18 protein-coding genes and 1 pseudogene are annotated in these 25,721 nt (G+C 56.0%); 11 read left to right on the top strand and 8 right to left on the bottom strand.

Features of this window, described 5'->3' with window-relative positions:
• Positions 1 to 335 precede the first annotated feature (335 nt).
• The 10 genes and pseudogenes from OKX01_RS14190 to OKX01_RS14145 all read left to right on the top strand — a co-directional run bounded on the left by OKX01_RS14190 (position 336) and on the right by OKX01_RS14145 (position 15,033).
• The gene (locus OKX01_RS14190; RefSeq protein ID WP_125277665.1) at positions 336 to 2,090 is read left to right on the top strand and encodes a PHA/PHB synthase family protein; all 1,755 of its coding nucleotides are present in this window, start codon (positions 336 to 338) and stop codon (positions 2,088 to 2,090) included.
• 137 nt (positions 2,091 to 2,227) lie between these two features.
• Positions 2,228 to 3,733: an efflux transporter outer membrane subunit gene (locus OKX01_RS14185; RefSeq protein ID WP_264671971.1), complete on the top strand. Its 1,506-nt coding sequence runs from the start codon at positions 2,228 to 2,230 to the stop codon at positions 3,731 to 3,733.
• On the top strand, positions 3,730 to 4,809 hold the full coding sequence (locus OKX01_RS14180) for an HlyD family secretion protein (protein WP_230017596.1): 1,080 nt from the start codon (positions 3,730 to 3,732) through the stop codon (positions 4,807 to 4,809). Before OKX01_RS14185 ends, OKX01_RS14180 begins: the two co-directional genes overlap by 4 nt.
• Before the next feature lie 3 nt (positions 4,810 to 4,812).
• A complete protein-coding gene (rbbA, locus tag OKX01_RS14175; RefSeq protein ID WP_264671970.1) occupies positions 4,813 to 7,548 on the top strand; it encodes a ribosome-associated ATPase/putative transporter RbbA in 2,736 nt (911 codons plus the stop codon).
• A 1-nt stretch (position 7,549) separates the two neighbouring features.
• The gene (locus OKX01_RS14170) at positions 7,550 to 8,674 is read left to right on the top strand and encodes an ABC transporter permease (protein WP_094197453.1); all 1,125 of its coding nucleotides are present in this window, start codon (positions 7,550 to 7,552) and stop codon (positions 8,672 to 8,674) included.
• Positions 8,675 to 8,722: 48 nt separating this feature from the next.
• Positions 8,723 to 9,169, top strand: a complete 447-nt coding sequence (locus OKX01_RS14165; RefSeq protein ID WP_094197452.1) for a phasin family protein — start codon at positions 8,723 to 8,725, stop codon at positions 9,167 to 9,169.
• A 5-nt stretch (positions 9,170 to 9,174) separates the two neighbouring features.
• Positions 9,175 to 9,921 (top strand): acetoacetyl-CoA reductase, encoded by a 747-nt coding sequence (phbB, locus tag OKX01_RS14160; protein WP_094197451.1) that lies wholly within the window; start codon positions 9,175 to 9,177, stop codon positions 9,919 to 9,921.
• Positions 9,922 to 9,991: 70 nt separating this feature from the next.
• On the top strand, positions 9,992 to 11,176 hold the full coding sequence (locus OKX01_RS14155) for an acetyl-CoA C-acetyltransferase (protein WP_108727836.1): 1,185 nt from the start codon (positions 9,992 to 9,994) through the stop codon (positions 11,174 to 11,176).
• A 73-nt stretch (positions 11,177 to 11,249) separates the two neighbouring features.
• A pseudogene (locus OKX01_RS14150) lies at positions 11,250 to 13,529 on the top strand (DUF3141 domain-containing protein); the annotation flags it as partial.
• 751 nt (positions 13,530 to 14,280) lie between these two features.
• Positions 14,281 to 15,033, top strand: coding sequence for an SDR family NAD(P)-dependent oxidoreductase (locus OKX01_RS14145; protein ID WP_249459952.1), 753 nt, complete (start codon positions 14,281 to 14,283; stop codon positions 15,031 to 15,033).
• A gap of 116 nt (positions 15,034 to 15,149) precedes the next feature.
• Here OKX01_RS14145 and OKX01_RS14140 read toward each other — a convergent pair whose 3' ends face one another.
• The 3 genes from OKX01_RS14140 to OKX01_RS14130 all read right to left on the bottom strand — a co-directional run bounded on the left by OKX01_RS14140 (position 15,150) and on the right by OKX01_RS14130 (position 18,277).
• A complete protein-coding gene (locus OKX01_RS14140; RefSeq protein WP_159086130.1) occupies positions 15,150 to 16,391 on the bottom strand; it encodes an FKBP-type peptidyl-prolyl cis-trans isomerase N-terminal domain-containing protein in 1,242 nt (413 codons plus the stop codon).
• Positions 16,392 to 16,399: 8 nt separating this feature from the next.
• Positions 16,400 to 16,762, bottom strand: a complete 363-nt coding sequence (locus OKX01_RS14135) for a hypothetical protein (RefSeq protein WP_264671968.1) — start codon at positions 16,760 to 16,762, stop codon at positions 16,400 to 16,402.
• Between the two features lie 315 nt (positions 16,763 to 17,077).
• Positions 17,078 to 18,277, bottom strand: a complete 1,200-nt coding sequence (locus tag OKX01_RS14130; RefSeq protein WP_264671967.1) for an MFS transporter — start codon at positions 18,275 to 18,277, stop codon at positions 17,078 to 17,080.
• Positions 18,278 to 18,461: 184 nt separating this feature from the next.
• Here OKX01_RS14130 and OKX01_RS14125 point away from each other — a divergent pair, with 184 nt between their 5' ends.
• Entirely contained in the window at positions 18,462 to 19,799 is a 1,338-nt protein-coding gene (locus OKX01_RS14125) for a PLP-dependent aminotransferase family protein (protein ID WP_264671966.1), read from the top strand.
• A 699-nt stretch (positions 19,800 to 20,498) separates the two neighbouring features.
• Here the strand turns inward: OKX01_RS14125 and OKX01_RS14120 are convergent.
• The 5 genes from OKX01_RS14120 to dmpG all read right to left on the bottom strand — a co-directional run bounded on the left by OKX01_RS14120 (position 20,499) and on the right by dmpG (position 25,708).
• On the bottom strand, positions 20,499 to 21,911 hold the full coding sequence (locus OKX01_RS14120; protein ID WP_264671965.1) for an amidase: 1,413 nt from the start codon (positions 21,909 to 21,911) through the stop codon (positions 20,499 to 20,501).
• Entirely contained in the window at positions 21,904 to 22,086 is a 183-nt protein-coding gene (locus OKX01_RS14115; protein WP_026484623.1) for a hypothetical protein, read from the bottom strand. Before OKX01_RS14115 ends, OKX01_RS14120 begins: the two co-directional genes overlap by 8 nt.
• 214 nt (positions 22,087 to 22,300) lie before the next feature.
• On the bottom strand, positions 22,301 to 22,918 hold the full coding sequence (locus OKX01_RS14110) for a hypothetical protein (protein ID WP_264671964.1): 618 nt from the start codon (positions 22,916 to 22,918) through the stop codon (positions 22,301 to 22,303).
• A 369-nt stretch (positions 22,919 to 23,287) separates the two neighbouring features.
• Positions 23,288 to 24,532, bottom strand: a complete 1,245-nt coding sequence (gene mhpT / locus OKX01_RS14105) for a 3-(3-hydroxy-phenyl)propionate transporter MhpT (protein ID WP_094197441.1) — start codon at positions 24,530 to 24,532, stop codon at positions 23,288 to 23,290.
• A 141-nt stretch (positions 24,533 to 24,673) separates the two neighbouring features.
• Entirely contained in the window at positions 24,674 to 25,708 is a 1,035-nt protein-coding gene (gene dmpG, locus OKX01_RS14100) for a 4-hydroxy-2-oxovalerate aldolase (RefSeq protein ID WP_094197440.1), read from the bottom strand.
• Between the last annotated feature and the right edge of the window lie 13 nt (positions 25,709 to 25,721).

Genomic DNA, 25,721 nt, shown 5'->3' with positions numbered 1-25,721 from the left:
TGTCACATAGTTGCAGAAATAATAGTTCTGCTCTGTGTTTGGGTGTTCGCGGGTTTAACTGAAATGCAGCGTTTTGTTTTTAAAAACCTTTTTTAAAAATGTTTTATTTGTTTTTTACTGATTTTCATTTCCTTATTTCATAACAAGCACGGTATAACAACAAATGGGGCTGACGTTGGCGGTTTTTTATCTGTCATGAACTTGATCTAACGCAAAGGTTTTTTATAGCTTCTTGTTAAAAGACCTGTATGCAAAAAGTTTAGATGTAAACTGGTGTATTATTAAAAAGACTAAGCAGTCGTATCTGTTTTTTGTGTACTTTTTGCGGAGTGGCAATGGTTAGCAGGCAGTCCCATGATCAGGCTGAACAGTTAGACGCATCCGCACGAGCCGCCTGGGCTCGTATCTGGAGTTCCATCTCCCCCGAATCACAATTTCTTGCCTGGATGGACTGGATACGTCATCTGGCCCTTAGCCCCGGCAAACAAGAGCAGTTACGGCAGTTGGCCCAAAAACAGTGGGAACAGTTGTTCCGCGAATGGAGCCAAGAGCTGGCTGCATCGGCCCAACAGTCCTTGCAAACTGCTCAACCAGCCCCCACGCCAGCCTACACAGACCGCCGTTTTTCTGATCCTGCCTGGGACCGCTGGCCTTTTAATTTGCTGCGACAAACCTATCAGGCGCAACAGCAATGGTGGCAAAGCGCCACGGAAGGCGTGGCCGGTGTTGAGCCCCATCATCAAAAACTAATTGCCTTTGGTGTCGAGCAATGGCTGAACATGCTCAGCCCCAGCAATTTTGCCTGGACGAACCCGCTGGTGTGGGACAAAACCCTTGCAGAGCACGGAGATAACTTTAGCCGTGGTCTGACAAACTGGCAGCAGGATATGCAAGCCCAGTTCGCCGGTGAGCCTCCTGTAGGTGCGCAAGACTTCGTGGTTGGCAAGGATGTGGCGGCCACTCCGGGCAAGGTTGTATTGCGTAATGAACTGGTTGAACTGATCCAGTACGCGCCAACGACCAAACAGGTTCATCCAGAGCCGGTTCTGATTGTGCCGGCCTGGATCATGAAGTACTACATTCTGGATCTGTCCGAGCACAACTCCCTGATCAAATATCTGGTAGATCAAGGTCATACCGTGTTTTGCTTATCCTGGAAAAACCCCGTTGCCCAAGATCATGCGTTCGGGATGGACGACTACATTCGCCTGGGCTGGAAGGCTAGCCTGGATGCGGTCAACGCCATTGTTCCCGGCCAGAAAATCCACGCGACCGGCTATTGCCTGGGCGGCACCTTGCTGGCCATTGCGGCCGCTGCCATGGCACGCGATGGTGATGACAGGCTTGCCTCCCTGACTTTTTTTGCCGCCCAAACCGACTTTTCCGAGCCTGGCGATTTGTCCCTGTTTATTGACGAGAGCCAGGTCAGCTTGCTGGAAGCCCAGATGGCTGATGAAGGGTACTTACGCGCCAATCAGATGGAAGTTGCTTTTCAAATGCTGCGTTCCGCTGATCTACTGTGGGCGCCCATGGTGAGTAAGTATTTATTGGGTGAACGTCTCCCCTTGAGTGACTTGATGGCCTGGAATGCAGATGCCACGCGTATGCCAGCCACCATGCACTCGCAGTATTTGCGCCGCATGTATTTAAATAATGATTTAAGTCAAAACCGTTATCCGGTACAAGGCCGTATTGTTTCTTTGTCGCAAGTTAATTTGCCTATTTTTTGCGTCGGTACGGTTTCCGATCACGTAGCACCCTGGCGCTCTGTTTATAAACTGCATTATCTGGTCCCTTCTGAGATCACCTTTGTCTTGACCACAGGCGGGCATAACGCCGGAATTGTCAGCGAACCGGGTCATCCGCGTCGCAAATATCAGATTCATACCCGCGCAGCAGGTACCGCGCCCATTTTGGTGGACGATTGGCAGGCCCAAGCCGCCTCCCATCAGGGCTCCTGGTGGCTCGCCTGGGCTGAATGGCTGAAAACCCGTTCGGGTGCGAATGTGAAGCCACCGCAAATGGGGGCAGCTAAACAGGGTTATCCACCTGTCGGTCCGGCACCCGGTCAATACGTATTAGTGAAGTAAGCAGTCAGCTCACACACGCTCTCTTTCGAGCTGAGCTTTTCGCGCTGTTTTATGTCGGCGATGGGGACAAAACCTATCGCTGACGTGCTGTTTTGCCTGGACGGCAGTTTTCTTTTTCTCATTAGGCATGTTTTCCCATGGCCCCACAGATCTCTGATTTGAGTATCAAGTATCGAAGTGCTGCGCGTCGCCCTCATTTCGCGCTGGCTGCCTTGCTGCTGACCTTAGTTGGTTGTACCTCGATGGCACCCGATTACCAGCAGCCCGCCGCCCCCGTTCCGCAAGCCTATTCGGATTTGTCTGCAGAGCAGGTAAATGCGGCGCGAGCGCGTGACCTGGGCTGGCGCCAATACTTTACAGATCCGGTTCTGAGCAAGCTCATTGAGACGGCACTGAACCATAACCGTGATATGCGCGTGGCTGTGCTACGGGTAGATGAGGCTCGCGCCATGCTGAATTTGCAGCGCAGCGAACGCTTTCCTGAATTTACCGTGGGTGGTCAGACTGCGCGTTCGCGTGTGCCAGGCGATATGAACCCGAGCGGCCAGGCCGTGACGGGCGGCGATTACCGCGCCCAGGTCGGTTTGACCAGTTGGGAGCTGGATTTGTGGGGGCGTGTACGTAGTCTGGAAGATGCCGCCTTGCAGGGCTGGCTGGCTACCGAGGCAGGCCGACAAGCCGCGCATGTGGCTTTGGTCTCGCAAGTGGCCATTAACTATATTGTGGTGCGCGAGCTCGATGAGCGCGTGCAGATCGCTCGTAAAAGTGTGGAGACGCGTCAGGAGTCCTACCGTATTTTCTCCCGCCGCTATGAGGTAGGAGCAACGTCCAAGCTGGATGTGACTCAGGTCCAAACCTTGCTGACGCAAGCCCAGTCCATGCTGGCCCAACTGGAGCAGCAACGTGCTGTGCAATTGCATGCCTTGCAACAACTACTGGGTGCTGATCCGGGAGTGCCTCTAACGGGGACGCCTTTAAATGACACGCTCATGTTGGCCGAGCTGGCTCCCGGTTTGCCTTCTGACCTGATGATCTGGCGGCCCGACATTATTGCGGCTGAACATAAGTTGCGGGCAGCCAACGCCAATATTGGTGCAGCCCGCGCTGCTTTTTTCCCGCGCATTGCCTTGACCGGCAATTTCGGCACAGCCAGCGCTGAGCTCGATGGCTTGTTTGAATCCGGCAGCAAAGCCTGGATGTTCGCTCCCACGATTTCCCTGCCTATCTTTGATGGTGGCCGTCGCAGCGCCAATCTGGACGTCTCTTACGTGCGTCGTGATATGCGTATCGCCGAGTACGAGAAAGCGATTCAAACCGCTTTCCGTGAAGTGTCGGATGCTTTGTCGACGCGTCGTTGGTTAAGTCAGCAACTGGAAGTGCAACTGGTGGCCCGTAGCGCTCAGACCGAGCGCGCCCGTCTGGCACAGATGCGTTACGACAACGGTTCAGCCGCCTATCTGGAAGTGCTGGATGCGCAGCGCGACCTGCTGGATGTGGAGCAGCAAGTGGTGCAAACGCGCCGTGCGCTCCTGGCCAGCCAGATTGCCATGTATAGCGCCTTGGGCGGTGGGCTGGATCCTGCCGAGCCCCTGACCAACACCCATAACTCCTCTCCATCGAATCCATCCTCGAGCCAGCTATGAGCAAACCATCTTCGTTGAAAAAAAATCTTGTTCCTGTCCTAATCGTTGCCGGGGTGTTGGGCCTGGGCTGGTGGGCATGGCAGAAAATGTCCGATACGGGCCCTGGAGAAGGTTTTGTCAGTGGTAATGGCCGTATCGAAGCGACCGAGATTGATATCTCTACCAAGTTTGCCGGACGTATCCAGAGTATTGCTGCCCATGAGGGCGACTTTGTGAAGGAAGGCCAAGTGCTGGCCATCATGCAGCAAGACAGTTTGGAGGCGGCTCGTGACGAAGCGGTGGCTGGTTTGCGTCAGGCCGAAAACAATGTGGCGGCCTCTCAGGCGCAAGTTGCCTTGCGTGAAAGCGATGCTATCGCCGCCAAAGCCCTGATTGGTCAACGTGAGTCGGAGCTGGATGCGGCCCAGCGCCGTCTGGCCCGTTCCACGACCTTGGCCAAAGAAGGGGCTGCCTCCGCGCAGGAGCTGGATGATGACCGTGCGCGTGTGCGTGGTGCACAGGCGGCCGTTGCCGCCACCAAGGCCCAGGCCAATGCAGCGCAAGCCGCCATTAACGCCGCTAAAGCTCAGTTGATTGGTGCGCAGTCGGCGGTGGAAGCTGCCACTGCGGCTGTTGCCCGTATTGAAGCCGACTTGCGTGACAGCAAGCTGGTCAGCCCCCGAGATGGACGAGTGCAAATTCGCGTTGCTCAACCCGGTGAAGTATTGGGTGCCGGTGGCCGTGTGTTGAACGTGCTGGACCTGTCTGATGTGTACATGACTTTCTTCTTGCCCAGCGAAGTGGCCGGCAGGGTGGCTCTGGGTACAGAGGTCCGTCTCGTGCTCGATGCCATCCCTGATATTCCGGTTCCCGCTACCGTGTCCTTTGTGGCCAGTTCGGCCCAATTCACCCCCAAAAGTGTAGAAACAGCCTCGGAGCGTCAAAAATTGATGTTCCGCGTCAAGGCTCAGATTGCCCCCGAGTTGCTGAAAAAGCACCTGGAGCAAGTTAAAACCGGCTTGCCTGGTGTGGCCTGGGTGAAGCTGGATCCTAATGCCAACTGGCCTGAGTCGCTGACTTCTACCTTGACGGAGTAAACCATGCTCAAGCAGCAAGCGGCGACTGTTGCTCGCGTTGTTGGGCTCAGCCAGCGTTATGGTGACACGCTCGCACTGGATCGGTTAAGCCTGGATGTTCCTGCTGCTTGCATGGTCGGACTGATTGGCCCTGACGGTGTGGGCAAGTCCAGCTTGCTGTCCCTGCTGGCCGGTGCCCGCGTGATTCAGGAAGGCCATATTGAGGTGCTGGGGGGTGATATGGCGGAAAAAAGTCATCGCGACCAGATTTGCCCGCGCATTGCCTACATGCCTCAAGGTCTGGGCAAGAATTTGTATCCCACTTTGTCAGTGGAAGAAAACCTGCAGTTCTTTGGCCGTTTGTTTGGGCACGATGCGGCCGAGCGGCGCCGTCGTATTGACGATTTGACGCGCAGTACCGGACTACATCCTTTTCTTACCCGGCCTGCAGGCAAGCTTTCGGGCGGTATGAAGCAAAAGCTGGGTCTGTGCTGCGCCTTGATTCACGACCCGGATTTCCTGCTGCTGGACGAGCCTACCACTGGTGTGGACCCGCTGGCCCGCAAGCAGTTCTGGGATTTGATCGAGCGTATTCGCATCGAGCGCCCCAGCATGAGCGTGATTGTGGCCACGGCCTATATGGACGAGGCCCAGCGGTTTGACTGGCTGGTCGCCATGGATGATGGCCAGATTCTGGCAACGGGTTCACCCAAAGAGTTGCTGGAACGCACGGAAAGCCAAAGCCTGGAACAGGCTTTTATCCGCCTCTTGCCCGAGGACAAGCGCCAAGGACACAAAGCAGTAGAAATCCCGCCGCTGGATGTGGACGCAGACGATATTGCCATTGAAGCCGAGGGGCTGACGATTCGGTTTGGCGACTTTACCGCCGTGGACAATGTGTCTTTTCGGATTCGACGCGGCGAGATTTTTGGCTTTCTGGGATCGAATGGTTGCGGCAAGTCCACCACCATGAAGATGCTGACCGGCTTGCTGCCTGCATCCGAAGGTCAGGCCTGGCTGTTCGGCCACGAGGTGAACCCCAAGGACATTGATACCCGTCGTCGTGTGGGTTACATGTCGCAGGCTTTCTCTCTGTACAGCGAGCTGACGGTTCGACAAAACCTGGTGCTGCACGCCCAGTTGTTCCACGTTCCCGAGGATGAGGTGGATGGCCGTGTGGCCGAAATGGTGGAGCGCTTCGAGCTGGGGCAGATTCTGGACCGCCTGCCCGATGCAATTCCTTTGGGTATGCGCCAGCGTTTGTCTTTGGCCGTGGCCATGGTGCACAAGCCGGAACTGCTGATTCTGGATGAACCGACCTCTGGGGTGGACCCGGTCGCGCGCGACAATTTCTGGCGTTTGTTGATTGAGCTGTCGCGTCGCGACAAGGTCACGATTTTTATCTCGACTCACTTCATGAACGAGGCCGAGCGGTGCGACCGCATGTCCATGATGCACGCCGGTAAGGTGCTCGATAGTGACACCCCTGCCAATCTGGTGAAAAAACGGGACGCAGCGAGTCTGGAAGAAGCGTTTATCGGCTATTTGCTGGAGGCCAGTGGACCGGAAGCTGACGTAGAGCCAGCTACCGAGCAAGTCACCGTAGCCCAGGAACATAGCGACAAGCGCGATCACTTCAGCCTGCAACGTCTGTTGAGCTATACCTGGCGTGAAGCCCTGGAACTGCGTCGTGACCCGGTGCGCGCCACCTTGGCCTTGGCCGGTTCTTTGATTTTGTTGTTTGTGATGGGTTTTGGTATTACGCTGGATGTAGAGGATTTGCGCTATGCCGTCTTGGACCGTGACCAAACCAGTATCAGCCAGAACTATGCCTTGAACCTGTCCGGTTCACGCTACTTTCTGGAACAGCCCCCGTTAACGGACTATCAGGATCTGGATGACCGCATGCGGCGTGGCAAGATTGCGCTGGCCATTGAAATCCCGCCCGGTTTTGGGCGTGATGTTTTACGTGGCAGCAAGCCTGAAATTGCCGCCTGGGTAGATGGTTCCATGCCTACCCGGGCCGAGACCATCCAGGGGTATGTGAAAGCCATGCACCAGCAATGGCTGGTGACACAAGCCAAGGAACGCCTGGGGGCAGGGGCCTTGGTGGTTCCCGCCAGTATTCAGGACCGTTATCGCTACAACCCGGACGTCAAGAGCTTGCCCGCCATGGTGCCGGCCGTGATCCCGGTGCTCTTGCTGATGTTGCCCGCCATGCTGACCGCGCTGTCTGTGGTGCGCGAAAAGGAGCTGGGTTCCATCATCAATCTGTACGTCACGCCGGTGACGCGAGTGGAGTTCTTGCTGGGCAAGCAGATTCCCTATATCGGCCTGGCGATGGTCAATTTTTTGTGCATGTGTCTGTTGGCGATCACGGTGTTCGACGTGCCTATCAAGGGCAGCTTTTTGACTTTGAGCGTGGCCACCTTGATGTTTTGCGTGATTTCAACCGGCATGGGCCTGGTCGCATCCACTGTCACCAAGAGTCAGATCGCTGCCATGTTCTTTGCCATGATCGGCACCATGCTGCCCGCCGTGCAGATATCGGGTTTACTCAATCCCGTGTCCTCCATGGAAGGGATCAGTCGCTGGGCAGGCGAAATTTACCCGGCGACACATATGTTCAACATCAGCCGTGGGGTATTTAACAAGGCCCTGACGTTCTCGGACTTGCAGGGCGCCTTGCTGGCCCTGGCGCTGGCGATTCCGGTGGTCCTGGGTGCGGCGGTCATGCTGCTGAAAAAGCAGGAGAAGTGAGATGAGAAAACTCAAGAATGTGCTGTTGCTGGGCCGCAAGGAACTATGGAGTCTGGCCCGCGACCCCATGATGCTGTTGCTCATCGTGTATGTGTTTTCGGTCTCGATTTACACCTCGGCGACGGCCCAGCCCGAAACCTTGAACAATGCGCCTATTGCGATTGTGGATCAGGACCAAAGCCCCTTATCCGCGCGTATTACGTCGGCTTTCTATCCGCCGGAATTTATTCACCCGCGCATGATCGAGTACGACGAAATGGACTCGGGCATGGATACCGGGGCCTTTACTTTTGTGCTGAATATTCCGCCGAATTTTCAGCGTGATGTGCTGGCCGGACGCAGCCCCGAGGTGCAGTTGAACATTGATGCCACCCGCATGAGTCAGGCCTTTACTGGCAATAACTACATCCAGCAGGTGGTGATGGGCGAGGTCAACGAGTTCGTGCGGCGATATCGCAGCGTTGACACCCTGCCGGTGGATCTGGCTTTGCGGGTGCGCTTTAACCCCACCTTGGAAAAAGCCTGGTTCGGCAGTATTGCCGAGGTCATCAACTCGGTCGCCATGCTGTCCATCATTCTGACTGGCGCTGCCCTGATTCGTGAGCGCGAACACGGCACCATTGAACACTTGCTGGTGATGCCCGTCACTCCGGGCGAGATCATGGCGTCCAAGGTAACGGCCATGGGGCTGGTGGTGCTGATTGCGACCGCTGCGTCCCTGAACTTCGTGGTGCGTGGCTTGCTGGGCGTACCGATTGAAGGCTCCATCCCTTTGTTCTTGTGCGGCACTGTGCTGTGCTTGTTCGCCATGACCTCCATGGGCATCTATCTGGCCACTTTGTCGCGCAGCATGCCGCAGTTTGGCTTGCTCCTGATGCTGACCTTGCTGCCTATGAACTTGCTCTCGGGCGGACGGACTCCCCGTGAAAGCATGCCTGAAATTGTTCAAAACCTGATGCAACTGGCCCCCACCACGCATTTTGTGTCTCTGGGACAAGCCATTTTGTTTCGTGGCGCCGGTCTTGAAACCGTGTGGCAACCCTTTTTAGCCCTGCTGGTGATCGGAACGGCCTTGTTTGTTCTGTCGCTGCGGCGTTTTCGTAACACCATCTCTCAGATGGCTTGATGGGCTGGGCCCCATTACGGGGCACTTTTTTCCTTTAAGGAGATTTCGATGAGCATGGAAACACTTCCCTTGGATCTGTACAAGGCCAATGTTGAGTTGCAACTGCGTATCACTCGCCTGCTGCAGGAAGGAGGACATCGCTGGCTGGAATCTGTACAGAAGAGCAATTTGCGCAGCATGGAGCAGACCACCGCTGAAATCGAGAGCTTGCTGCAAACCGGCAATTGGCAGTCCTTGGCCGCCTTGCCCGCCGACACCTTCTGGCGTTTGTTCCAGCACGGTGTCAATGACAGCCAGACCATCAATCAGCTTGCGATCGAGAACCAGACTGAATTTACGTCCGGCTTGCAGCAAGCGCTGGAAGCGTGGCAGAAGTCGGTGATGGCGATCGTCAGCGATACCAGCGCGGCGGTGCCTGTGATGGATATTTTCAAGCAGTGGGGCGCACCTTGGGCAACGGCTGCCAGCGCCTCAGACACTAAAAAGGGAGCATAAGCGGTATGTCTACGGTTAAACGCACAGCGTTGGTGACAGGAGGGATGGGTGGTCTGGGCCAAGAGATCGCCCGTGCCCTACATGATGCGGGCCACCATGTTCTGGTGACTCATTCACGTAGTGAGGCCGATGCCCAGGTCTGGTTAAAAGAGCAGGCCGATGCAGGGTATGTATTTCAGGGCTATCACGTTGACGTGGCCGATTTCGAGTCGTGCCAGCAAATGGCGCAAGCCATTGAGAAGGATGGCCTGCAGGTCGACATCCTGATCAACAACGCCGGTATTACACGCGACGGTACGTTCCGCAAGCTCAGCAAAGACAAGTGGGACGATGTGCTGCGTGTCAATCTGGACTCGGTATTTAACGTGACCAAGCCTTTTATCGACGGCATGCTGGAGCGTGCTTGGGGCCGGGTGATCAATATCTCTTCCATTAACGGTAGCAAGGGGCAGTTCGGTCAAACCAACTACTCGGCCGCCAAGGCAGGGATGCACGGTTTTACCAAAGCGCTGGCTCAGGAAGTGGCGCGTAAGGGCGTCACGGTCAATACCGTCTCTCCCGGTTATCTGGCCACAAAGATGGTCATGGCGGTGCCCGAGGAAGTGCGTAACAGCATTATCGCGGGCATCCCGGTGGGCCGTTTGGGCCAGCCCGAGGAAATAGCCGCTTTGGTGGCTTTTATTGCCAGCGAGGCAGCCGGATTTATGACAGGTAGTAATGTCGCCATGAATGGCGGCCAGCATATGTACTAAGCCCGACCCTGTTCGGCTGCAGCCTGGATGGGCCCGCTTGTCGGGCCTGCGACTTACGAAAGGAATGGATATGCACAAAGATATCGCGATTGTTGCTGCAACTCGCAGCCCCATCGGCCGCTTTCAAGGGGGGCTGTCGACGGTGCCCGCTCATGATTTAAGCGCACAACTGATTCGTGCTGTGCTCCAGAGCACAGGCGTGGCAGCCGAGCAGATTGATGAAGTCATATTGGGCCAGATTCTGACCGCCGGTGCAGGGCAGAATCCGGCCCGTCAGGCAGCGGTCAACGCCGGCCTGCCGTATGAAGTCCCCTCGATGTCTCTGAACAAGCTGTGCGGTTCAGGCTTGAAAGCGGTGAATCTGGCGGCGCAGGCCATCGCCCTGGGTGATGCGGATCTGGTGCTGGCAGGCGGCCAGGAGAGCATGAGCCTGGCCCCATTTGTCGTACACAAGGCGCGTACCGGCTTGGGTCTGGGCCATGCCATGATGGACGATACCTTACTGCGTGATGGCCTGACCGATGCCTTCCACAATTACCACATGGGCATTACCGCAGAGAATCTGGCCGAGCGTTACGGCATCAGCCGTGAGCAGCAAGATGCGTTTGCCGTGGAATCCCAGCGTAAAGCTGTCGCCGCTATGGAAGCCGGACGCTTCAAGGACGAGATCACCCCGATCGAGGTTCCTCAGCGCAAAGGCGATCCCGTTCGTGTCGAGGCTGACGAGCAACCTCGTGCACAAACCACCTTGGAGTCCCTGGCCAAGTTGCGTCCCGCCTTCAAAAAAGAGGGTACGGTGACGGCAGGCAATGCATCCACTATTAACGATGGTGCTGCCGTGCTGTTGCTGGCCAGCGCAGAAAAAGCCAAGGAATTGGGCCTGCCTGTTCTGGCCTGGATTCGTGGTTGGGCCAGCACTGGCGTGGACCCGGCCATCATGGGCATTGGTCCTGTGTCGGCCAGTCGCAAGGTCTTGAAGAAGGTGGGCTGGGAGCTGGATCAGTTGGACCTGATCGAAGCCAATGAAGCCTTTGCCGCTCAATCGCTGGCGGTGGCCAAAGACTTGCAGTGGGATATGAACAAGGTCAACGTCAATGGCGGTGCCATTGCTTTGGGTCACCCCATTGGTGCCTCCGGCGCGCGTGTGCTGGTGACACTGGTTCATGAAATGCGTCGCCGTGGTGCCCAGAAAGGTCTGGCCACCTTGTGCATTGGCGGTGGTCAAGGCGTAGCGATTGCTATTGAGGCCGCTTGAACAGATAGCTGATTGAAGGGAGAAGATGATGACAGATAAGTCTCGTGATGACAGCACGGCTTGGTCCTCCTGGATGATGAATCCCTGGAACCTGGGTCAGACCGTCTCCTCGTACTTTGTGGATGCCTGGCAGCGCACCATTCTGTATGCCGACATCGAGCGTCAGGTCGGGGATCAGTACCAGGCCCAACGCAAGCTTGACGTGCCCAATGTGTTGAACTTCCCGGCTGAACTGGTCATGTCGGGTCTGACTCTTCCCCGACCCGTTAACTATCTGATGGTGCGCATTCTGGCACCGGATGATCAGCCTACCGATCCCAGCAAACGTCCTTTCCTGGTGGTAGACCCCCGGGCCGGGCATGGGCCGGGCATCGGTGGCTTTAAGTCCGACAGTGAAATCGGTGCCGCGCTGCAAGCCGGGCACCCTTGCTATTTCGTCGGTTTTTTACCTGACCCTGTTCCCGGCCAGACGGTCGAGGACGTGATGCGTGCTCATGCCGCCTTTGTCAGCAAAGCGGCTGAACTGCATCCGGAAAGTCAGGGCAAGCCGGTAGTGATCGGCAATTGTCAGGCAGGCTGGCAGGTCATGATGGCTGCTGCTGTCTGGCCGGAGCTGTTTGGCCCGCTGATTCTGGCCGGCGCGCCCCTGTCCTACTGGGCCGGTCGCAACCCCATGCGTTATGCCGGAGGCTTGCTGGGGGGGAGCTGGTTGACCGCCATGACCAGCGATCTGGGCAATGGCCGTTTTGATGGCGCGTGGCTGGTCAAGAACTTCGAGAACCTGGACCCTGCCAATACCTTGTGGACCAAGCAGTACAACGTGTACGCCAAGGCAGACACTGAGGCCGAACGCTACATCGGCTTCGAGAAGTACTGGGGCGGTTATGTCTTTCTGAACGATGTGGAAATGCAGTACATCGTGGACAATCTGTTCATCGGCAACAAGCTGTCTACGGCTCAGTTACTGACTTCAGATGGCATCCGTATTGATCTGCGTAATATCCGTTCACCGATTGTGGTGTTCAGCTCCTTTGGCGATAACATCACGCCACCAGCACAGGCCCTGGGCTGGATTACCGACCTGTATCTGGACGACGATGATGTACGCAGTCACGACCAGACCATTGTATTTACGACCCATGATCGTATCGGGCATTTAGGTATTTTTGTGTCGGGCAGTGTAGGCAGCAAAGAGCACCGCAAGTTTGCCAGCACCATTGATCAAATTGATCTACTGCCTGCTGGTATTTATCGGGCCACCGTCGAGGAAACACCTGACGACGACACCTTGCTGAACGACCCGTATCTGATGTCGGTGCGTCAAAGCAATCTGGCTGAAATTGCCGAGATTGTGCAACCTGACCCTGAGTCAGACCGTCGCTTTGCAGCGGCCGCACGCTTGTCGGAAATCAATTTGGCTTTCTACAAGAGCACTTTACAGCCGTGGGTCAAAGCCTTGACCACGCCTTATACCGCTGCACTGCTGGAAACCTTGCATCCCATGCGCCTGTCCTACGAATCCTGGACCAGCACCCATCCTTGGGCCGCTACGATTCATCAATGGGCCGAGAACATTAGCCAGCAGCGTCAGACTGTCGACAAAGACAATCTGTTTCTGGAGGCGCAAGAGAATTTCTCCCAAGCCATGGAACGGGTCTTGAATAATTACCGCGACCGTCGCGACAGTATTTATCAGATCTGGTTTGACACGGTGTATGGTTCGCCTTTGCTGATGGCCTTGGCAGGGCATGCGCCGGGTGATTCTGCACCGGCACGCCCGCATCCTGGCAGCTCGCCTGAGCATCTGGCATTTGTGCGTCAGCAAATGCACAGGCTGGACGGTTTGTTGAACGAGGGCGGTTTGCTGGAAGCGGCACTGCGCGGTTTGTTCCATATTGCCAAACAGCGTCACAGCGTTGATGAGCGTTATCACCATGCCGCCATGCGCTTGCGCGAGCAGTACGATACGGGCCACGTTGATATTGAAAAAATGCGCGCAGCGATTCGCGAGCAAGCCTTGGTGCTGGCGCACCACGGTCATAAGGCCGTAGAAGCGATTCCGCATCTGTTGAGCAAACATAAGCCAGAGGAAATCCGTCTGGTAGCGTCCCTGATCAAGAAACTGATCAGTGCGATTGACGAGCAGGATGCCGCCCCCGAGGCGGTGGTCAAGGCCTCTGAAGAAGTGTTGGGCTTGTTCGAGGCAGCGGCTAAACAACAAGAGCAGGGCGGGAAGTCGAGCAGTGCGGACGACAAACCCGTTGCCGAAATGGCCAGCAAGGTCACAACGAAAGCCGCTGCTAAAACGACGCCAGCAGTGGCCAGGAAGTCGGCTGCTCCTGCGTCCGCCAAGCCAAGGACGGCCCAGCCAGTAAGGAAAACGGCTGCGAAATCGACGGGCATATCGTCAACAGGTACGAGCGCTAAAACAGCTGCAACAGCGCCAGTGAAAGTAGCCGCCAAGCCAGCAACAAAACCGCTTGCCCAAACCACGGCAGGCATTCCGGCTCACGCGGCGGCTAAGCCCGCTGTTGACAAGCCTGTCTCTCGCTCCGTAGGGGAGACCAAGGTCGGTGCCGCTACAAAAGCAAAGAGTAATGCCATGGCTAAACCTCAGGCTAAATCGGTAGAACCCAGCAAGGAAACGGGTAAAGCAACTAGCGCTGCCGGGACTCCAGTATCGGGCGCTGCAAGTTCGGCGGCTCCGGCGACAAGCAAATCGCCAGCCTCTACGTCTGCAACGACGAGCTCAGTAGCACGGCCTGCGACAGGTTCAGCGACTAAGCCCGCCGCTACGTCGTCTGCTTCTGGGTCTTTGTTTCCTGCGGAACAGACCACAAGCAAGCCTGCTGCCAGCGTGCCTGCCAAGGCCGTCAGTGCAGACGCCAAGTCCGATCCGGTCAGCACGGCAACAAAGCCAGCCGTCAAGTCAGCACCTGCCTCGCCAGCCAGCAAATCCGCCGCCAAGCCTGCAACGACCTCCTTGCCAGCATCCGGGCAAGGCAAGGTGGCCACCAAGCCTGCCAGCACGGGTGCTGCATCCAGGACTCGTCAGCGCAAGTCTTGAGACTGGGTTCCAGTGAATTTTTGAAGGAGTTGTCAGTATGAAGTACTCATTTTCCGGCCATTCTGTTCTGGTGACGGGCGCCGCTTCGGGTATCGGTGCCGCAACGGCCCGCCTGCTGGCGGCCAATGGTCTGTCGGTTGTGGTGTCTGATGTACAGGCCGACGCGGTCCAGGCCGTGGTCAAGGAAATTGAGCAGGCCGGTGGCAAGGCGGTGGCAAATATGGCCGACGTGACTCAGCCCGATCAGTTGAAAGCCGCTGTTGATGGCGCTATTGAACATTTCGGTGCTTTGCACTTTGCCGTCAATAACGCCGGTGTGGCCGGGGATTCCGGCCCGGCTGGCGAGATGGATCTGGACGGCTGGCGTCGCCTGATCGACATCAACCTGAACGGCGTGGCCTATGGTCTGCGCTATCAGATCCCCGCCATTTTGGCTGCCGGCGGGGGCGCTATCGTCAATATGTCGTCCATCATGGGGCTGGTGGCCAACCCCACTTTGCCCGGCTACAACGCCGCCAAACACGGGGTGATTGGCTTGAGCCGCTCGGCTGCGCTGGAGTATTCCTCCAAAGGTGTACGCATCAACACCATCCACCCCGGTTATGTGGATACGCCGATTCTGTCGGGTTTAGATGATGCCGCCCGTGCAGCACTCGTGGACCAACATCCGATTGGCCGTTTGGGTCATGCCGATGAAATTGCCCACGCGATTGCTTTCCTGCTCTCGGACGGGGCCAGTTTCATGACGGGGGCGTGTATGGTGGTCGATGGCGGGTATACCGCCAAGTAAGCGATCATGGTAGAAGTTCTTTTTTCGTTTGAAGGCATGAATCCGCCACCGTAGCTTGGGACTTAAACCAGTCAAGATGCCGATACTCGATTTTTATACGAGTATCGGCATTTTTCTTATTTCACACCGATGATCCTGATAGTGGTAATTGATACCGAACCGGGCGGCACTCCGGTGCCTGCATGAGCCTCGGTGATGGGGATATGGACTCTTGCAGAGCCGCCAATACCTAGCTGTTTGACGATGCTTTGAAATAAGGGGGGCAAATCTTTAGTCAGGCTGGTTTTGCTTTCTCTGGCGGCCAGTATTTCCCCTGTTCCCAGCTCTTCGTCCAGCTCAAACAAGATGTCGCTGCTGGCGGTCACCATGGGTGCTTTGCCTTTGTTCAAGATCTTGTAAACCGTGCCATCCTGCATTTTGACTGCCCCCTTTTCTGCCGCCGCTGCAGCCAGAACCGATTGGGCCTGTTTCTCGTTCTTGGACAGCATGGCCTGTTCCAATAGTTTGTCGACATTGGCCAGTTCTACGGAAATGATGCTGGAGGACAATTGCAGGCGCTGGTCTATCTTGTCGCTAAAACCTTGGGAGAAGGCTTGTAAATCTAGCTTCTTGCCGATAGAGGCCAGTTTCTGTGTCTCGTGTGGCGCACTGTCGGCATACCAGGTACCGATGGCGTAGCTAAGACGAACATCGGCTGATGCCGCATTATTTACAATCATGCGCCTGGGCACGCCAGTGGGTTCGGCCTGGTTTGAGGTCAGAGCTTGTGCGACCAGCCGGTGCTGCAAGTCTTGCTTTGCTGCTTTCAGGTCGTCAATGTCTTTCTTGAGAGAGGCTATTTCAATCGCAGCCTGCCTGCTGTCTTGTGACAGGCCATTGGGCAGGTCGTGGCCACGAGTTTTTTGCAAATTCTCCAGCTCTGATTCCAGGGCATGTTTCTGGTTCAGCTCTTGTTCCAGGCGCTGACTTAAATCCTTGATGCGCGCCAGGTTCTGTTCCTGATCGAGAGCAATGGGGGCCAAGATCATGGAGCCGTCTGGCTCTGCGTGTAGTTGCAGCAACTGTTGTTGCAGTTGGCTGTTCAGGTTTTCGCTATCTGACAAGCGTTGTTGTAAGGCGATCAGTTGTGTGTTGGCCTGATGCAGCTCGTTTCTGAGTAAGGCATGGTGCTCGGCCTGGTTTGTGGTGTTCGGTGTGACGGGGATGGCGTTGGCTCGTGCCGAGTGCTCGTCCCCTTGCGGGCGGGCAAGGCCATCGCCAATGATGTTTTCATGGGCCAAGCGGTCCAGAAGACCAGTGCCAACCGAATGGGACGCCTCGTAAAACAGCAGCAAACTGCAGCAAAGTGCTGCGTTCATGTACTTTCTCATAGCTTGTTCAGGCTTTGAACGCGATCCATCATGTTGGAATAGACAGCGTTATTAATCCGGACACAAACCAGAGATAGCATCTTATTGACTTCGGTCAGCATGACTTCAGAGGCGTTTTCATCAATCAATGCTTCATTGGATTTGTAGACGCCAAAATTCTCGTCAATAGTTTGCATTTGCTGTCGGTATTTTTCGTAGGCAAGCGGATCCAGATCTTTTAGCGCGGCGAGTTCTTGATAGCATTTATCTTCCTGGCTGGAGGCAATGGGCGCTTCAGTCGTGTGGGTAGGGGTGGTGGCTTGGCAAGCAGATAAAATAAAGGCGGCCACAATGGCCGCACCGGGAAAGGTAAATCGCATAAATTCCTCGAGATGTTCGACTATCTTTATTCCGTTTTTTGAGGGGCGAGCATTGAATTCGAGCCGTGCTGCAAACCGAGAAAATGGTGGGCCTGGCGCCTGTTTAGGCGATGGTCCGTTTGAATAGAGGCAGTTTGCATTAGCGTGTTGTGTGCATGAAATTGGAACATGCAGATTCAGCTTGCGAAGTAAGAACTATCTGATTTTCATGGCTTTCGATTATTGATGCAGGCAAAAAAATCGCCGCTTTCCATACAGGTCAGCGGCGATTTCATCGATAACGGCGAGTCTGTTGTGATCTTGGCAGACCCGGTTCTAAGGCTTGGTGTTTGTCGTTGTGGGCTGGATATAGAGTAGGGACAGCAGCAATAGCACCAGGCAGATAATGGCGGACAGAATATTGGTGCCGCCCCAGCCAGCAAAGCTGAACAGAAAGGCCGGAGCGAAGGCCCCCAGTGTGGCGCAGATGGAAACCCCCAGATCATTCACACCCTGTACTTCCAGAGAGTGCGGTTTGCCTTCCAGGGCCTGTGTCAGCAAGGCGCTGCCACCCACATAAGTAAAGTTCCAGCCTAAGCCTAGAATCAATAAGGAAAGGCTGAGCGTCGTATAGCTGTGGCCCACGATGTTGATCAGGCTGCTCAAGAGCAAAAGTAAAATGCCGGTAATGGCAATGGTTTTCAAACCAAACTTTTGAATCAGAAAGCCGGTAAAGAAAGAAGGGGCGAACATGGCCAGTACATGCCATTGAATCGCGGTGCTGATATCTGAAAAATGTACATGCAGGTGGGACATGTGCATGGAGGCCTGAATCATCAGCAGGTTCATGATGCCGTAGCCAATCGCGGCGATGCAAATGGCGATGGCCAGTGTCTTGTTATGCAGTACCAGGCTTAAGGTCTGGCCACGGTTGCCTGGTTTGCGTGCAGCCTGTTGAGCAGGCTGTATGGGTTTGATGCACAGATTCAGAATGAATGAGACGACGGCCAACACGGTGAAAGCGGCATAGCAGGCGGCAAACTCGGGCCCAAAGCTGCTGGTTTTCAAACCCCGTATCAGCAAAGGGCCCGATACGGCGGCAATCACCCCTCCGGCTACGACCAAGGAAATGGCTCGCGGTTTTAACGCGGCGCTAAGCCCGTCGGTGGCGGCAAAGCGGTTGAAGTTGGCAAAGGCAATATAAATACCCAGTAGGGCATGTGAGGCCACCAGCCAGGAAAACTGCTTCATTTCAATTGCCCAGTAACCGACCACGCCAGAGGCGGCCAAGGACAGACAGGCCAGCAGAAAGGATTTTTTTCGGCCTATGGCGGCCATCAGCTTGGACGCAGGCAGGGTAAACAGCATCACAAACAGGAACTGAAAACCGTAAGGCACGGTCGATAGCCAGGCTTCGGGCGCCAGACTGCCGCCGACCAGTGCTGCCATGGTGACGGACATGACGGCAGTAGTCAGGTTGATGGATTGGGCCAGGAAATACAGGTAGGTTCGAGATGGAAGATGAGTGGATGTCATGGTGCTGCGCGGTGATAGATAGACCTTTCAAGGGGAACGTCTGTCTCGGCTCCAACGGTGGCTGAGTGCGTGAAAACGGTGGGGACCATTTTGTATGTTCACGATGCGCTTGTCTCGAACAGTGGGTGTACTATCCTGAAAACTGTTAGTTAATTTTTTCTAACAGTGTTAAGAGGCAGGCAGCATGGATTTTTATGAGCGTCTGAAGGAAGCGATTGTTCAGGGTGAATGGGCGGTGGGGCAGCCGTTGCCGTCCATCCGCAAGATGATGGCGACAGAAAACCTGAGCCATCACACCGTGGTCAGTGCCTACACCCGTCTGGTTGGCCAGGGGATGCTGGAGGCCTTGCAAGGTCGCGGTTATTTTGTGGCTCGCTGGTCTGGTTTGGGGGAGCATTTGCCTCTGTCCCCTTGTGAAGCGGCACGGGACCCTTTGCTCAAGATCTTGCAGGCCAAGCCCGAGCAGTGCAAGTTGGGTTGTGGTTGGTTGCCTGTACCGTGGAGGGATACGGATGCCTTGGCCAAGGCTATACGCAAGACAGCGCGCTCGGGGCGCAGTGGTCTGGTGGAGTATGGAGATATTCAGGGCTATCTGCCGCTGCGCAAGCAGTTGTCCATGCTGTTGCGGCAATCGACCTTGATTGAGGTGTCCCCCCAGCAAATTGTGACGACCTTAGGTGCGACACAAGCGTTGGATCTGATCGCCCGAATTGTGATTCGTCAGGGTGATTATGTTCTGGTGGATGAGCCTTGTAGCAGCAATCTGATCAAGCTGATCCGCTTGTGTGGGGGTGTGCCTGTTGGTGTGCCGCGCTTGGCCGATGGGCCGGATGTGGTGGCTTTGGAGCAGATTCTGCAGGCGCACAAGGTACGGGCGTTTTTCTGCAATAGTACCTTTCATAATCCGACTGGGGCAGGCTTAAGTCCCAAGGTGGCTTTTGCCGTGGTCAAGCTGGCGGCGGAGCACGATTTCCTGATTGTCGAGGATGATGTGTATGGGGATTTCTTCCCCGGTGTGCGGCAGACTTTCGCGGGGCTGGGAGATTTGGAGCATGTGGTTTATATAGGCAGTTTTTCCAAGTCCTTGTCGGCCTCTTTGCGGATTGGCTATATCGCCTGTGGGACGTCGTTGCTCGATCCTTTGATTCGTTTGAAGTTGTTGACCAGCGTGGCTGTGCCAGGGTTTTGTGAGCGTTTCGTCAATACCATTTTGGCCGATGGCACCTATGCGAAACATACGCAGGCAATTCAGCGGCAGTTGATGACGCATCAGCACATTGCACAAAAGGCGTTGACGGAATATGGCTGGGTGTTTGAGGTTCCAGCGCAGGGCGGGATGTTTTTGTGGGTTGGGCACCCGGATATGCCGGATTTGACGGCTTATATAGAGAGGCTGGAACAGCAGGGGATCTTGCTGATGCCGGGGGCCTCGTTTGCTGTAGACAAGGATTTTAGGGACAGGATGCGCCTGAATGTGGCGCATTTGACGCAGGAGGTAATGCCTTGTTTGGGGTGGGTGTAATGCCTGCGCTGTTTGACTTCGTTTAGATTGTTTTCTTGTCTGAAGTGCCTCGGGTTGGTAGCAGGGGGCTCGTTCTGAAAGACGCCATTCGGGTTCGCCCCAGGGCTGAGCGGCTGAGTCCTTGCCGACGCTGCGCGTCGGTCCCCTTGGCAATTGCAGGATACGGGCGCGCCCTTAACTTGCCCGGTGATGTGTCCCCCGGACACATCACAAGCGTCGGGCGCGAACAGAAGGGCGCTTGTACCCCGTATCCCGCAATCGCCCGCGGCAAGAACTCTGACTCGCCGCTCAGCCCTGGGGCGAACCCGAATGGCTTATTGAAAGAAAATAGAGTCCCTCTGTGTTTACGATTTTGATGGCTTTGGCTTTGGCTTTGGCTTTGGCTTTGGCTTTGGCTTTGAACTGGTGGTGGATGCTTTGTCTTTGCCTGGCTTGGTCGGATGCGGGGGTATCGGGCCAGTTCGGGTGGGATCAAACGGTCTGAGTCCACTTAAGTGACTGAGCAGACAAGGAGTAGCCCGACGTGTTTGGCGTCCAGCTTGGGGTGCTGAAAGACGAAGATAGCTCAGAGTCGTATTTTTGTTGTTTTCGCTAGCTGGGTCCAAGCTAAACAGATTGCGTCTTTTAGTCGCTTTACTAAAGAAAGCCCTTGTCTGCGGTTGGCGGACAGGGGCTTGTTCCTGTGGTGCTTTGTTGAGCTTACGGTTTCAGGACGGGCTGGTGTCCTGCCAGTGGTTTCATGTTTTCCACGGCGTAGGCGACGTTCAAGATGCGGGCTTCTTCAAAGGCGGGGCCAATGATTTGCAGGCCCACGGGCATGCCCTCAGATATACCGGCGGGTACGGTGATGGCGGGTAGGCCGGTCAGGTTGCTGGGGCCGGTAAAGCGGATGCCTTCATCGATGAAGTCCAGGGTTTTGCCGTTGATATTGACGGTATCGGTGCCGATATTGGGTACCTGGCAAGGCAGGGTGGGGGCAATGATGACGTCTACGTCGTTGAAGGTGGCGGTGAATTGCTGTTTCAACGCACGGCGTACTTGCTGGGCTTGCAGGTAGTCGATACCGCTGAACAGTTCGCCCAGTTCAAACAGGAAGCGGATGTCGTCGCCAAAGTCCTCGGGGCGCTTGATCAGGTCCTGATGGTGGATGGTGGCGGCTTCGGTCAGGCTGACTGCCAGTTCGGCCCATTCGGAGTAGCGCAGGGCGGGGACGTTCAGCGGGATGACTTTGGCCCCTTGTTTTTCCAGGTCGGCCAGACGGTCGCGGATCACTTTTTCGATACCGGCGTCTACGTTCTTGAAGAAATAGTCTTCGATGATGCCGATGCGCAGTCCTTTGACATTCCCATTGAGCGCGTTCAGGTAGGAGCCGACCGGGACCTTGGCGCACGTGGGGTCGCGGCCATCAAAGCCGGCGATTACTTCCAGCATAGCGGCGGCGTCAGCGACGGTTTTGGACATGGGGCCTACGTGGTCCAGGGTCCAGGCCAGGGGGTAGACGCCGAATTTGCTGACGCGGCCATGGGTGGGTTTCAGGCCGACGATGCCGCATGCAGCCGATGGGATACGAATGGAACCGGCGGTGTCGGTGCCCAGGGTGTTGTAGGAGCTGTGGGAGGCCACGGCCGCACCCGAGCCACCGCTGGAGCCACCGGGGACGCGGTCGGCATTCCAGGGATTATGGACGGCGCCAAAGTGCGGGTTGTTGTTGTCGATGCCCCAGGCGTATTCGTGCATGTTCAGCTTGCCGGTGAAGATCACCCCGGCATCGCGCAGCTTGGTAGCCACGGTGGCGTCGTCTTTGGAGACAAAGTCCTTGTGGATTTTGGAGGCCATGGTGGTGACCTCGTTCGCAAAGTAAATATTGTCTTTCAGGGCTAGCGGAACACCGTGGAAAACGCCTTTGTACTTTCCGGCCATGATGTCCTGTTCCGCTTGTTTGGCGCTTTTGCGGGCCTGCTCAGCGGTAACGGAAATATAGGCGTTGGTTTGCTTGTTGGATTGCTCGATGTAGGCCAGCAGGTTGTCGGTCACTTCAACGGGAGAGACGGCTTTGCTGCGCAGCTTGTCGGCCAGGTCGATAACGCTCAGTTCAAGTAGGTCTTTATTCATGGTGGTCTCCTCCGGCCAGGTGTTTGATGGCGACGTCTGCATCGTCAATGGCAATGCCTTCCAGATTGCCTTTCATGGCCTGGATCTCGCGCCATTTGACCTCCAGCTTCTCCAGATGCTGGGGGCTGGGATGTATCCCTTTTGCGGCCAAGGCGTCTTTCACACTTACCGTCATTTGTCTTCTCCTTGTGGTGGTCATAAAACAGGCATGCATCAATCGCGCGCACAAAAAAAGCCCCACCCCTGGTGTCAGGGAGTGAGGCTTTATTGCCTGCATGTCGCTGGCAACTTTGGCAGCGCATGCATCTGTTTTGGCAGACGAAGATGTCTGCTTATTTAATCTACAAAATATGCCTTCTGAAAAATACTAGGGTTTTCCAGTGGACCAACTAGCTCTTGCCCTGGCCTTGCTGCCAGCGCAAATAGGCGCTGCGAGTCTGGGCAGACACGGACTCCAACACTTTTTGATGAGTGACTTTATGGCGTGCTAGCAAGCGTGCATCGGCCACGGTTTTGGACTTGCAAAACCAGTGACAGCTATGTTGGAACAGATAAAGTTCGGCTGACAAATGATAGGCACGGCTTTTGGAGTCCAACTGCTCGGGATTGTCGACAACATGGCGCAAACCGGCGGCATGAATCTGCAAAAGCTGGCGAAAGTCGCGCGTCATGGACGGGATGATTCGTTCTGCGTAAGGCACACAAAAAGGCAACATGCCCACACGGGTGTTTTCTGCCGGTTCTTTTTGTAGTGCATCGGCCAAGGATTGAATCTGGGTAGCCACGGCGTTTTCAGTCTGGGCAAACATGTCCAGAACCTGCTGTTGGCGCGAGAGATCCTGTTCGCCAATCGCACGGGTATAGCCTTCTGTCAGCGTTTCCATGTGGCGTTCCAACTGAAAGCTGCTCAGATGGTGGCCCAGCAAGATAATGCGCCCGCGTTGATAGCGTGCCCGCACAAAATGAAGGGCAATAGCGGCGATCAGAAGAAGTATGACTGTGTCCATCACTCGTGTTTCCGTGCTGGGCCTGGCGCCTTGTTCTTGTTTCCCGCAGCAGGGTTAGGCCAGGCTATAGAAAAATGCTGTCAAAGTAGCAGCCGGCCATTGTATCCCGTCATTCTTTATTCTTGTTTTCATTCTTATCAGGGATGGCCGCCGATCAGTCTGCTTGGGCAAAACAGGCATGGCATTGTAAAAGATGGCTGTGCCATTTCGAGCCGCCCCCAAAGTCGAATACGGGCTTCGGCGTTGGGGGGCGGCTCATGTCTTTAGTGCCTTCGCTTGGTTGGCAGCAGCCTTAGCACAAGGGCTGCTTATGGAAGGATTGCCCTGCGGACCACACAGCTTGGTGTTGGTCTGCAATCCGCTCTGCTTTTAGGCTTTCCCTGCTGCAGGCAGGGCGCAGGTGCCGGATGCCTGTGTCTGCTCCTGACTGATCTGACGTACCACCAGGAACATGCACAGTGCCGAGACAATAATGCAGGGGATGGCGGAGGTGATTACACCAGCAGCGCCATAGCCCTGGCTAAGCAACATGCCTGCAATGGTGGGGCCCAGGGTGGCGCCAATACGGCCTACTGCGGCGGCGGTGCCAACACCCGTGGCACGCACGGCAGTGGGGTAGACGATGCCGCCAAAGGCATACAAGACACCCTGGCAGCCGATCACAAAAGCACCAGTCAAGGCGGCGGCCCAATACATCTGCTCCAGCCCGGAAGCACCGTTCAAACTGAGCAAACCGGCCAGGATTCCGCCATACATCAGGGCGATGACTAAGGCCTTGTGCCAGCGGTCTGTCAGATAGCCCAGCAAGACGGTGCCCACGGTTGCACTGACCATGAACCAGAATTGGGCGGTGCTGCCTTGTTTACGGCTAAAGCCTAGCTCCTGGAACAGGGAGGGCAGCCAGCTCAGCATCAGATACACCACCATCAATGTAAAGAAATAGCTGACCCACAAGAGCAGGGTACGGGCGGCAAGACCATTGCTGAACAGGTCCTGGAAGCGGCCTTGTACGATGGTTCGATTCTGGCGTGCTTGCAAAAACTCGCGTGACTCAGGCAGCAGCCACACCATCACGGGAATGACCAGCAGAGGCAGCAAGCCACCCAGGTAGAAGATGTTTTTCCAGTTCTCGCCAAAGTTGGAAGCGGCTACCAGCGACAAAATGGCTGCACCAACGGGCATGCCCGCATACATCATGCCCACGGCGCGGGCACGGTGTTCGGGTTTGACGGACTCGGCAGCCAAGGTGATCAGGTTGGGCATGGCTGCGCCCAAACCAGCACCGGCCAGAAAGCGCACCAGCAACAAGGTGGCCAGGCTGTTGACCCAGGCGGTGAACAAGGTAAACAGGGCAAAGATGGCGACCGAGGCAATCAACACGGCTTTGCGACCGTATTTATCTGCCCAGCGCCCGCCCATGAGCGAACCGGGCAGTAGCCCTAGAATGCCTGCGCTTAGAAAATAGCCTTGGTAGGTTTTATCCAGACCGAACTCTGCTGCCACGCCTTTCACGGCAATGCCAGCGGCCTGGATATCCATGCCTTCGATAACAGCGATCAGAAAGCAGATCGCCACCGTAATGACCGCGTGCTTGCGGCCGTGGGTTTGTGTCATTTCAATGTCTCCTCGGTTTACCGGGACGTTTTTTTTCTTGCTTCTGCCACCTGCCCGCCCCGAATTCAGGGTGCAGAAACCCGGCTCATCGCGCGATAAAGCGGCGGTGAGCCGGGGGTAGAACTTTTTAGTTTTTTGAAATCAGGCCGTGGTGCCCTGTCGTTGCAGCAAGTCCAGAGCCACGTCCACGATCATGTCTTCCTGACCGCCCACCATGCGGCGTTTGCCCAGTTCGACCAGAATATCCACGGTTTTCAGGCCGTATTTCTGTGCGGCCACTTCGCTGTGACGCAAGAAGCTGCTGTACACGCCTGCATAGCCCAGGGCCAGGGTTTCGCGATCGACGCGTACGGGGCGATCTTGCAAGGGGCGCACAATGTCGTCCGCTGCATCCATCAAGGTGTACAGATCCGTGCCATGGTTCCAGCCCATGCGTGCGGCGGCAGCAATAAACACTTCCAAGGGCGCATTGCCGGCTCCTGCGCCCATGCCCGCCAGACTGGCATCGATACGGTCGCAGCCTTCTTCCACGGCCACAATGCTGTTGGCCACACCCAAGGACAGATTGTGGTGGGCGTGAATGCCGGTTTCGGTCTCGGGCTTGAGCACGTCCTTGAAGGCGCGGAAACGGTCACGCACATCATTCATGTTCAAGGCACCGCCTGAATCGACCACATAGCAGCAGGTCGCCCCGTAGCTTTCCATCAGCTTGGCTTGTTCGGCCAAGTGTTGCGGGGTCGTCATGTGGCTCATCATCAAAAAGCCCACCGTGTCCATGCCCAGATTGCGGGCATATTCGATGTACTGCTTGCTGACATCGGCCTCGGTACAGTGAGTGGCCACCCGCACGGTACGGGCACCGGCGTCGTAGGCAGCCTTCAGATCGTGGATGGTGCCAATGCCGGGCAGCAGCAAGGTGGCAATCTTGGCGTGCGTGACAACCGAGGCGACGGCCTCAATCCATTCCAGGTCGGTGTGCGCGCCAAAACCGTAGTTAAAGCTGGAGCCGCACAAACCATCGCCGTGGGCCACTTCAATGGAATCGACCTTGGCCTGGTCCAGGGCACGGGCAATATCCATGGCGTTTTGCACGCTGTATTGATGACGCACCGCGTGGCTGCCGTCGCGCAGGGTCACATCGGAGATATAGAGCTTCTTGTTGGGATCGTGTGCCATTGTGGTGTCCTTG

The sequence above is a fragment of the Alcaligenes sp. SMD-FA genome, assembly GCF_025960365.1.
In the GTDB taxonomy this organism is placed as follows: Bacteria; Pseudomonadota; Gammaproteobacteria; order Burkholderiales; family Burkholderiaceae_B; genus Alcaligenes; species Alcaligenes aquatilis.
Note: the sequence above shows the minus strand (reverse complement) of the source record. Positions and strands in the feature narration are given on the sequence as shown.

What these genes read in the sequence shown, in the direction of transcription:
- OKX01_RS14110 (WP_264671964.1), bottom strand. Translation starts at nt 22,918, where the DNA reads ATGGACACAGTCATACTTCTTCTGATCGCCGCTATTGCCCTTCATTTT.
- OKX01_RS14125 (WP_264671966.1), top strand. Translation starts at nt 18,462, where the DNA reads ATGGATTTTTATGAGCGTCTGAAGGAAGCGATTGTTCAGGGTGAATGG.
- phbB (WP_094197451.1), top strand. Translation starts at nt 9,175, where the DNA reads ATGTCTACGGTTAAACGCACAGCGTTGGTGACAGGAGGGATGGGTGGT.
- OKX01_RS14115 (WP_026484623.1), bottom strand. Translation starts at nt 22,086, where the DNA reads ATGACGGTAAGTGTGAAAGACGCCTTGGCCGCAAAAGGGATACATCCC.
- rbbA (WP_264671970.1), top strand. Translation starts at nt 4,813, where the DNA reads ATGCTCAAGCAGCAAGCGGCGACTGTTGCTCGCGTTGTTGGGCTCAGC.
- OKX01_RS14135 (WP_264671968.1), bottom strand. Translation starts at nt 16,762, where the DNA reads ATGCGATTTACCTTTCCCGGTGCGGCCATTGTGGCCGCCTTTATTTTA.
- OKX01_RS14130 (WP_264671967.1), bottom strand. Translation starts at nt 18,277, where the DNA reads ATGACATCCACTCATCTTCCATCTCGAACCTACCTGTATTTCCTGGCC.
- OKX01_RS14155 (WP_108727836.1), top strand. Translation starts at nt 9,992, where the DNA reads ATGCACAAAGATATCGCGATTGTTGCTGCAACTCGCAGCCCCATCGGC.
- mhpT (WP_094197441.1), bottom strand. Translation starts at nt 24,532, where the DNA reads ATGACACAAACCCACGGCCGCAAGCACGCGGTCATTACGGTGGCGATC.
- dmpG (WP_094197440.1), bottom strand. Translation starts at nt 25,708, where the DNA reads ATGGCACACGATCCCAACAAGAAGCTCTATATCTCCGATGTGACCCTG.
- OKX01_RS14165 (WP_094197452.1), top strand. Translation starts at nt 8,723, where the DNA reads ATGAGCATGGAAACACTTCCCTTGGATCTGTACAAGGCCAATGTTGAG.
- OKX01_RS14170 (WP_094197453.1), top strand. Translation starts at nt 7,550, where the DNA reads ATGAGAAAACTCAAGAATGTGCTGTTGCTGGGCCGCAAGGAACTATGG.
- OKX01_RS14190 (WP_125277665.1), top strand. Translation starts at nt 336, where the DNA reads ATGGTTAGCAGGCAGTCCCATGATCAGGCTGAACAGTTAGACGCATCC.
- OKX01_RS14185 (WP_264671971.1), top strand. Translation starts at nt 2,228, where the DNA reads ATGGCCCCACAGATCTCTGATTTGAGTATCAAGTATCGAAGTGCTGCG.
- OKX01_RS14145 (WP_249459952.1), top strand. Translation starts at nt 14,281, where the DNA reads ATGAAGTACTCATTTTCCGGCCATTCTGTTCTGGTGACGGGCGCCGCT.
- OKX01_RS14180 (WP_230017596.1), top strand. Translation starts at nt 3,730, where the DNA reads ATGAGCAAACCATCTTCGTTGAAAAAAAATCTTGTTCCTGTCCTAATC.
- OKX01_RS14140 (WP_159086130.1), bottom strand. Translation starts at nt 16,391, where the DNA reads ATGAACGCAGCACTTTGCTGCAGTTTGCTGCTGTTTTACGAGGCGTCC.
- OKX01_RS14120 (WP_264671965.1), bottom strand. Translation starts at nt 21,911, where the DNA reads ATGAATAAAGACCTACTTGAACTGAGCGTTATCGACCTGGCCGACAAG.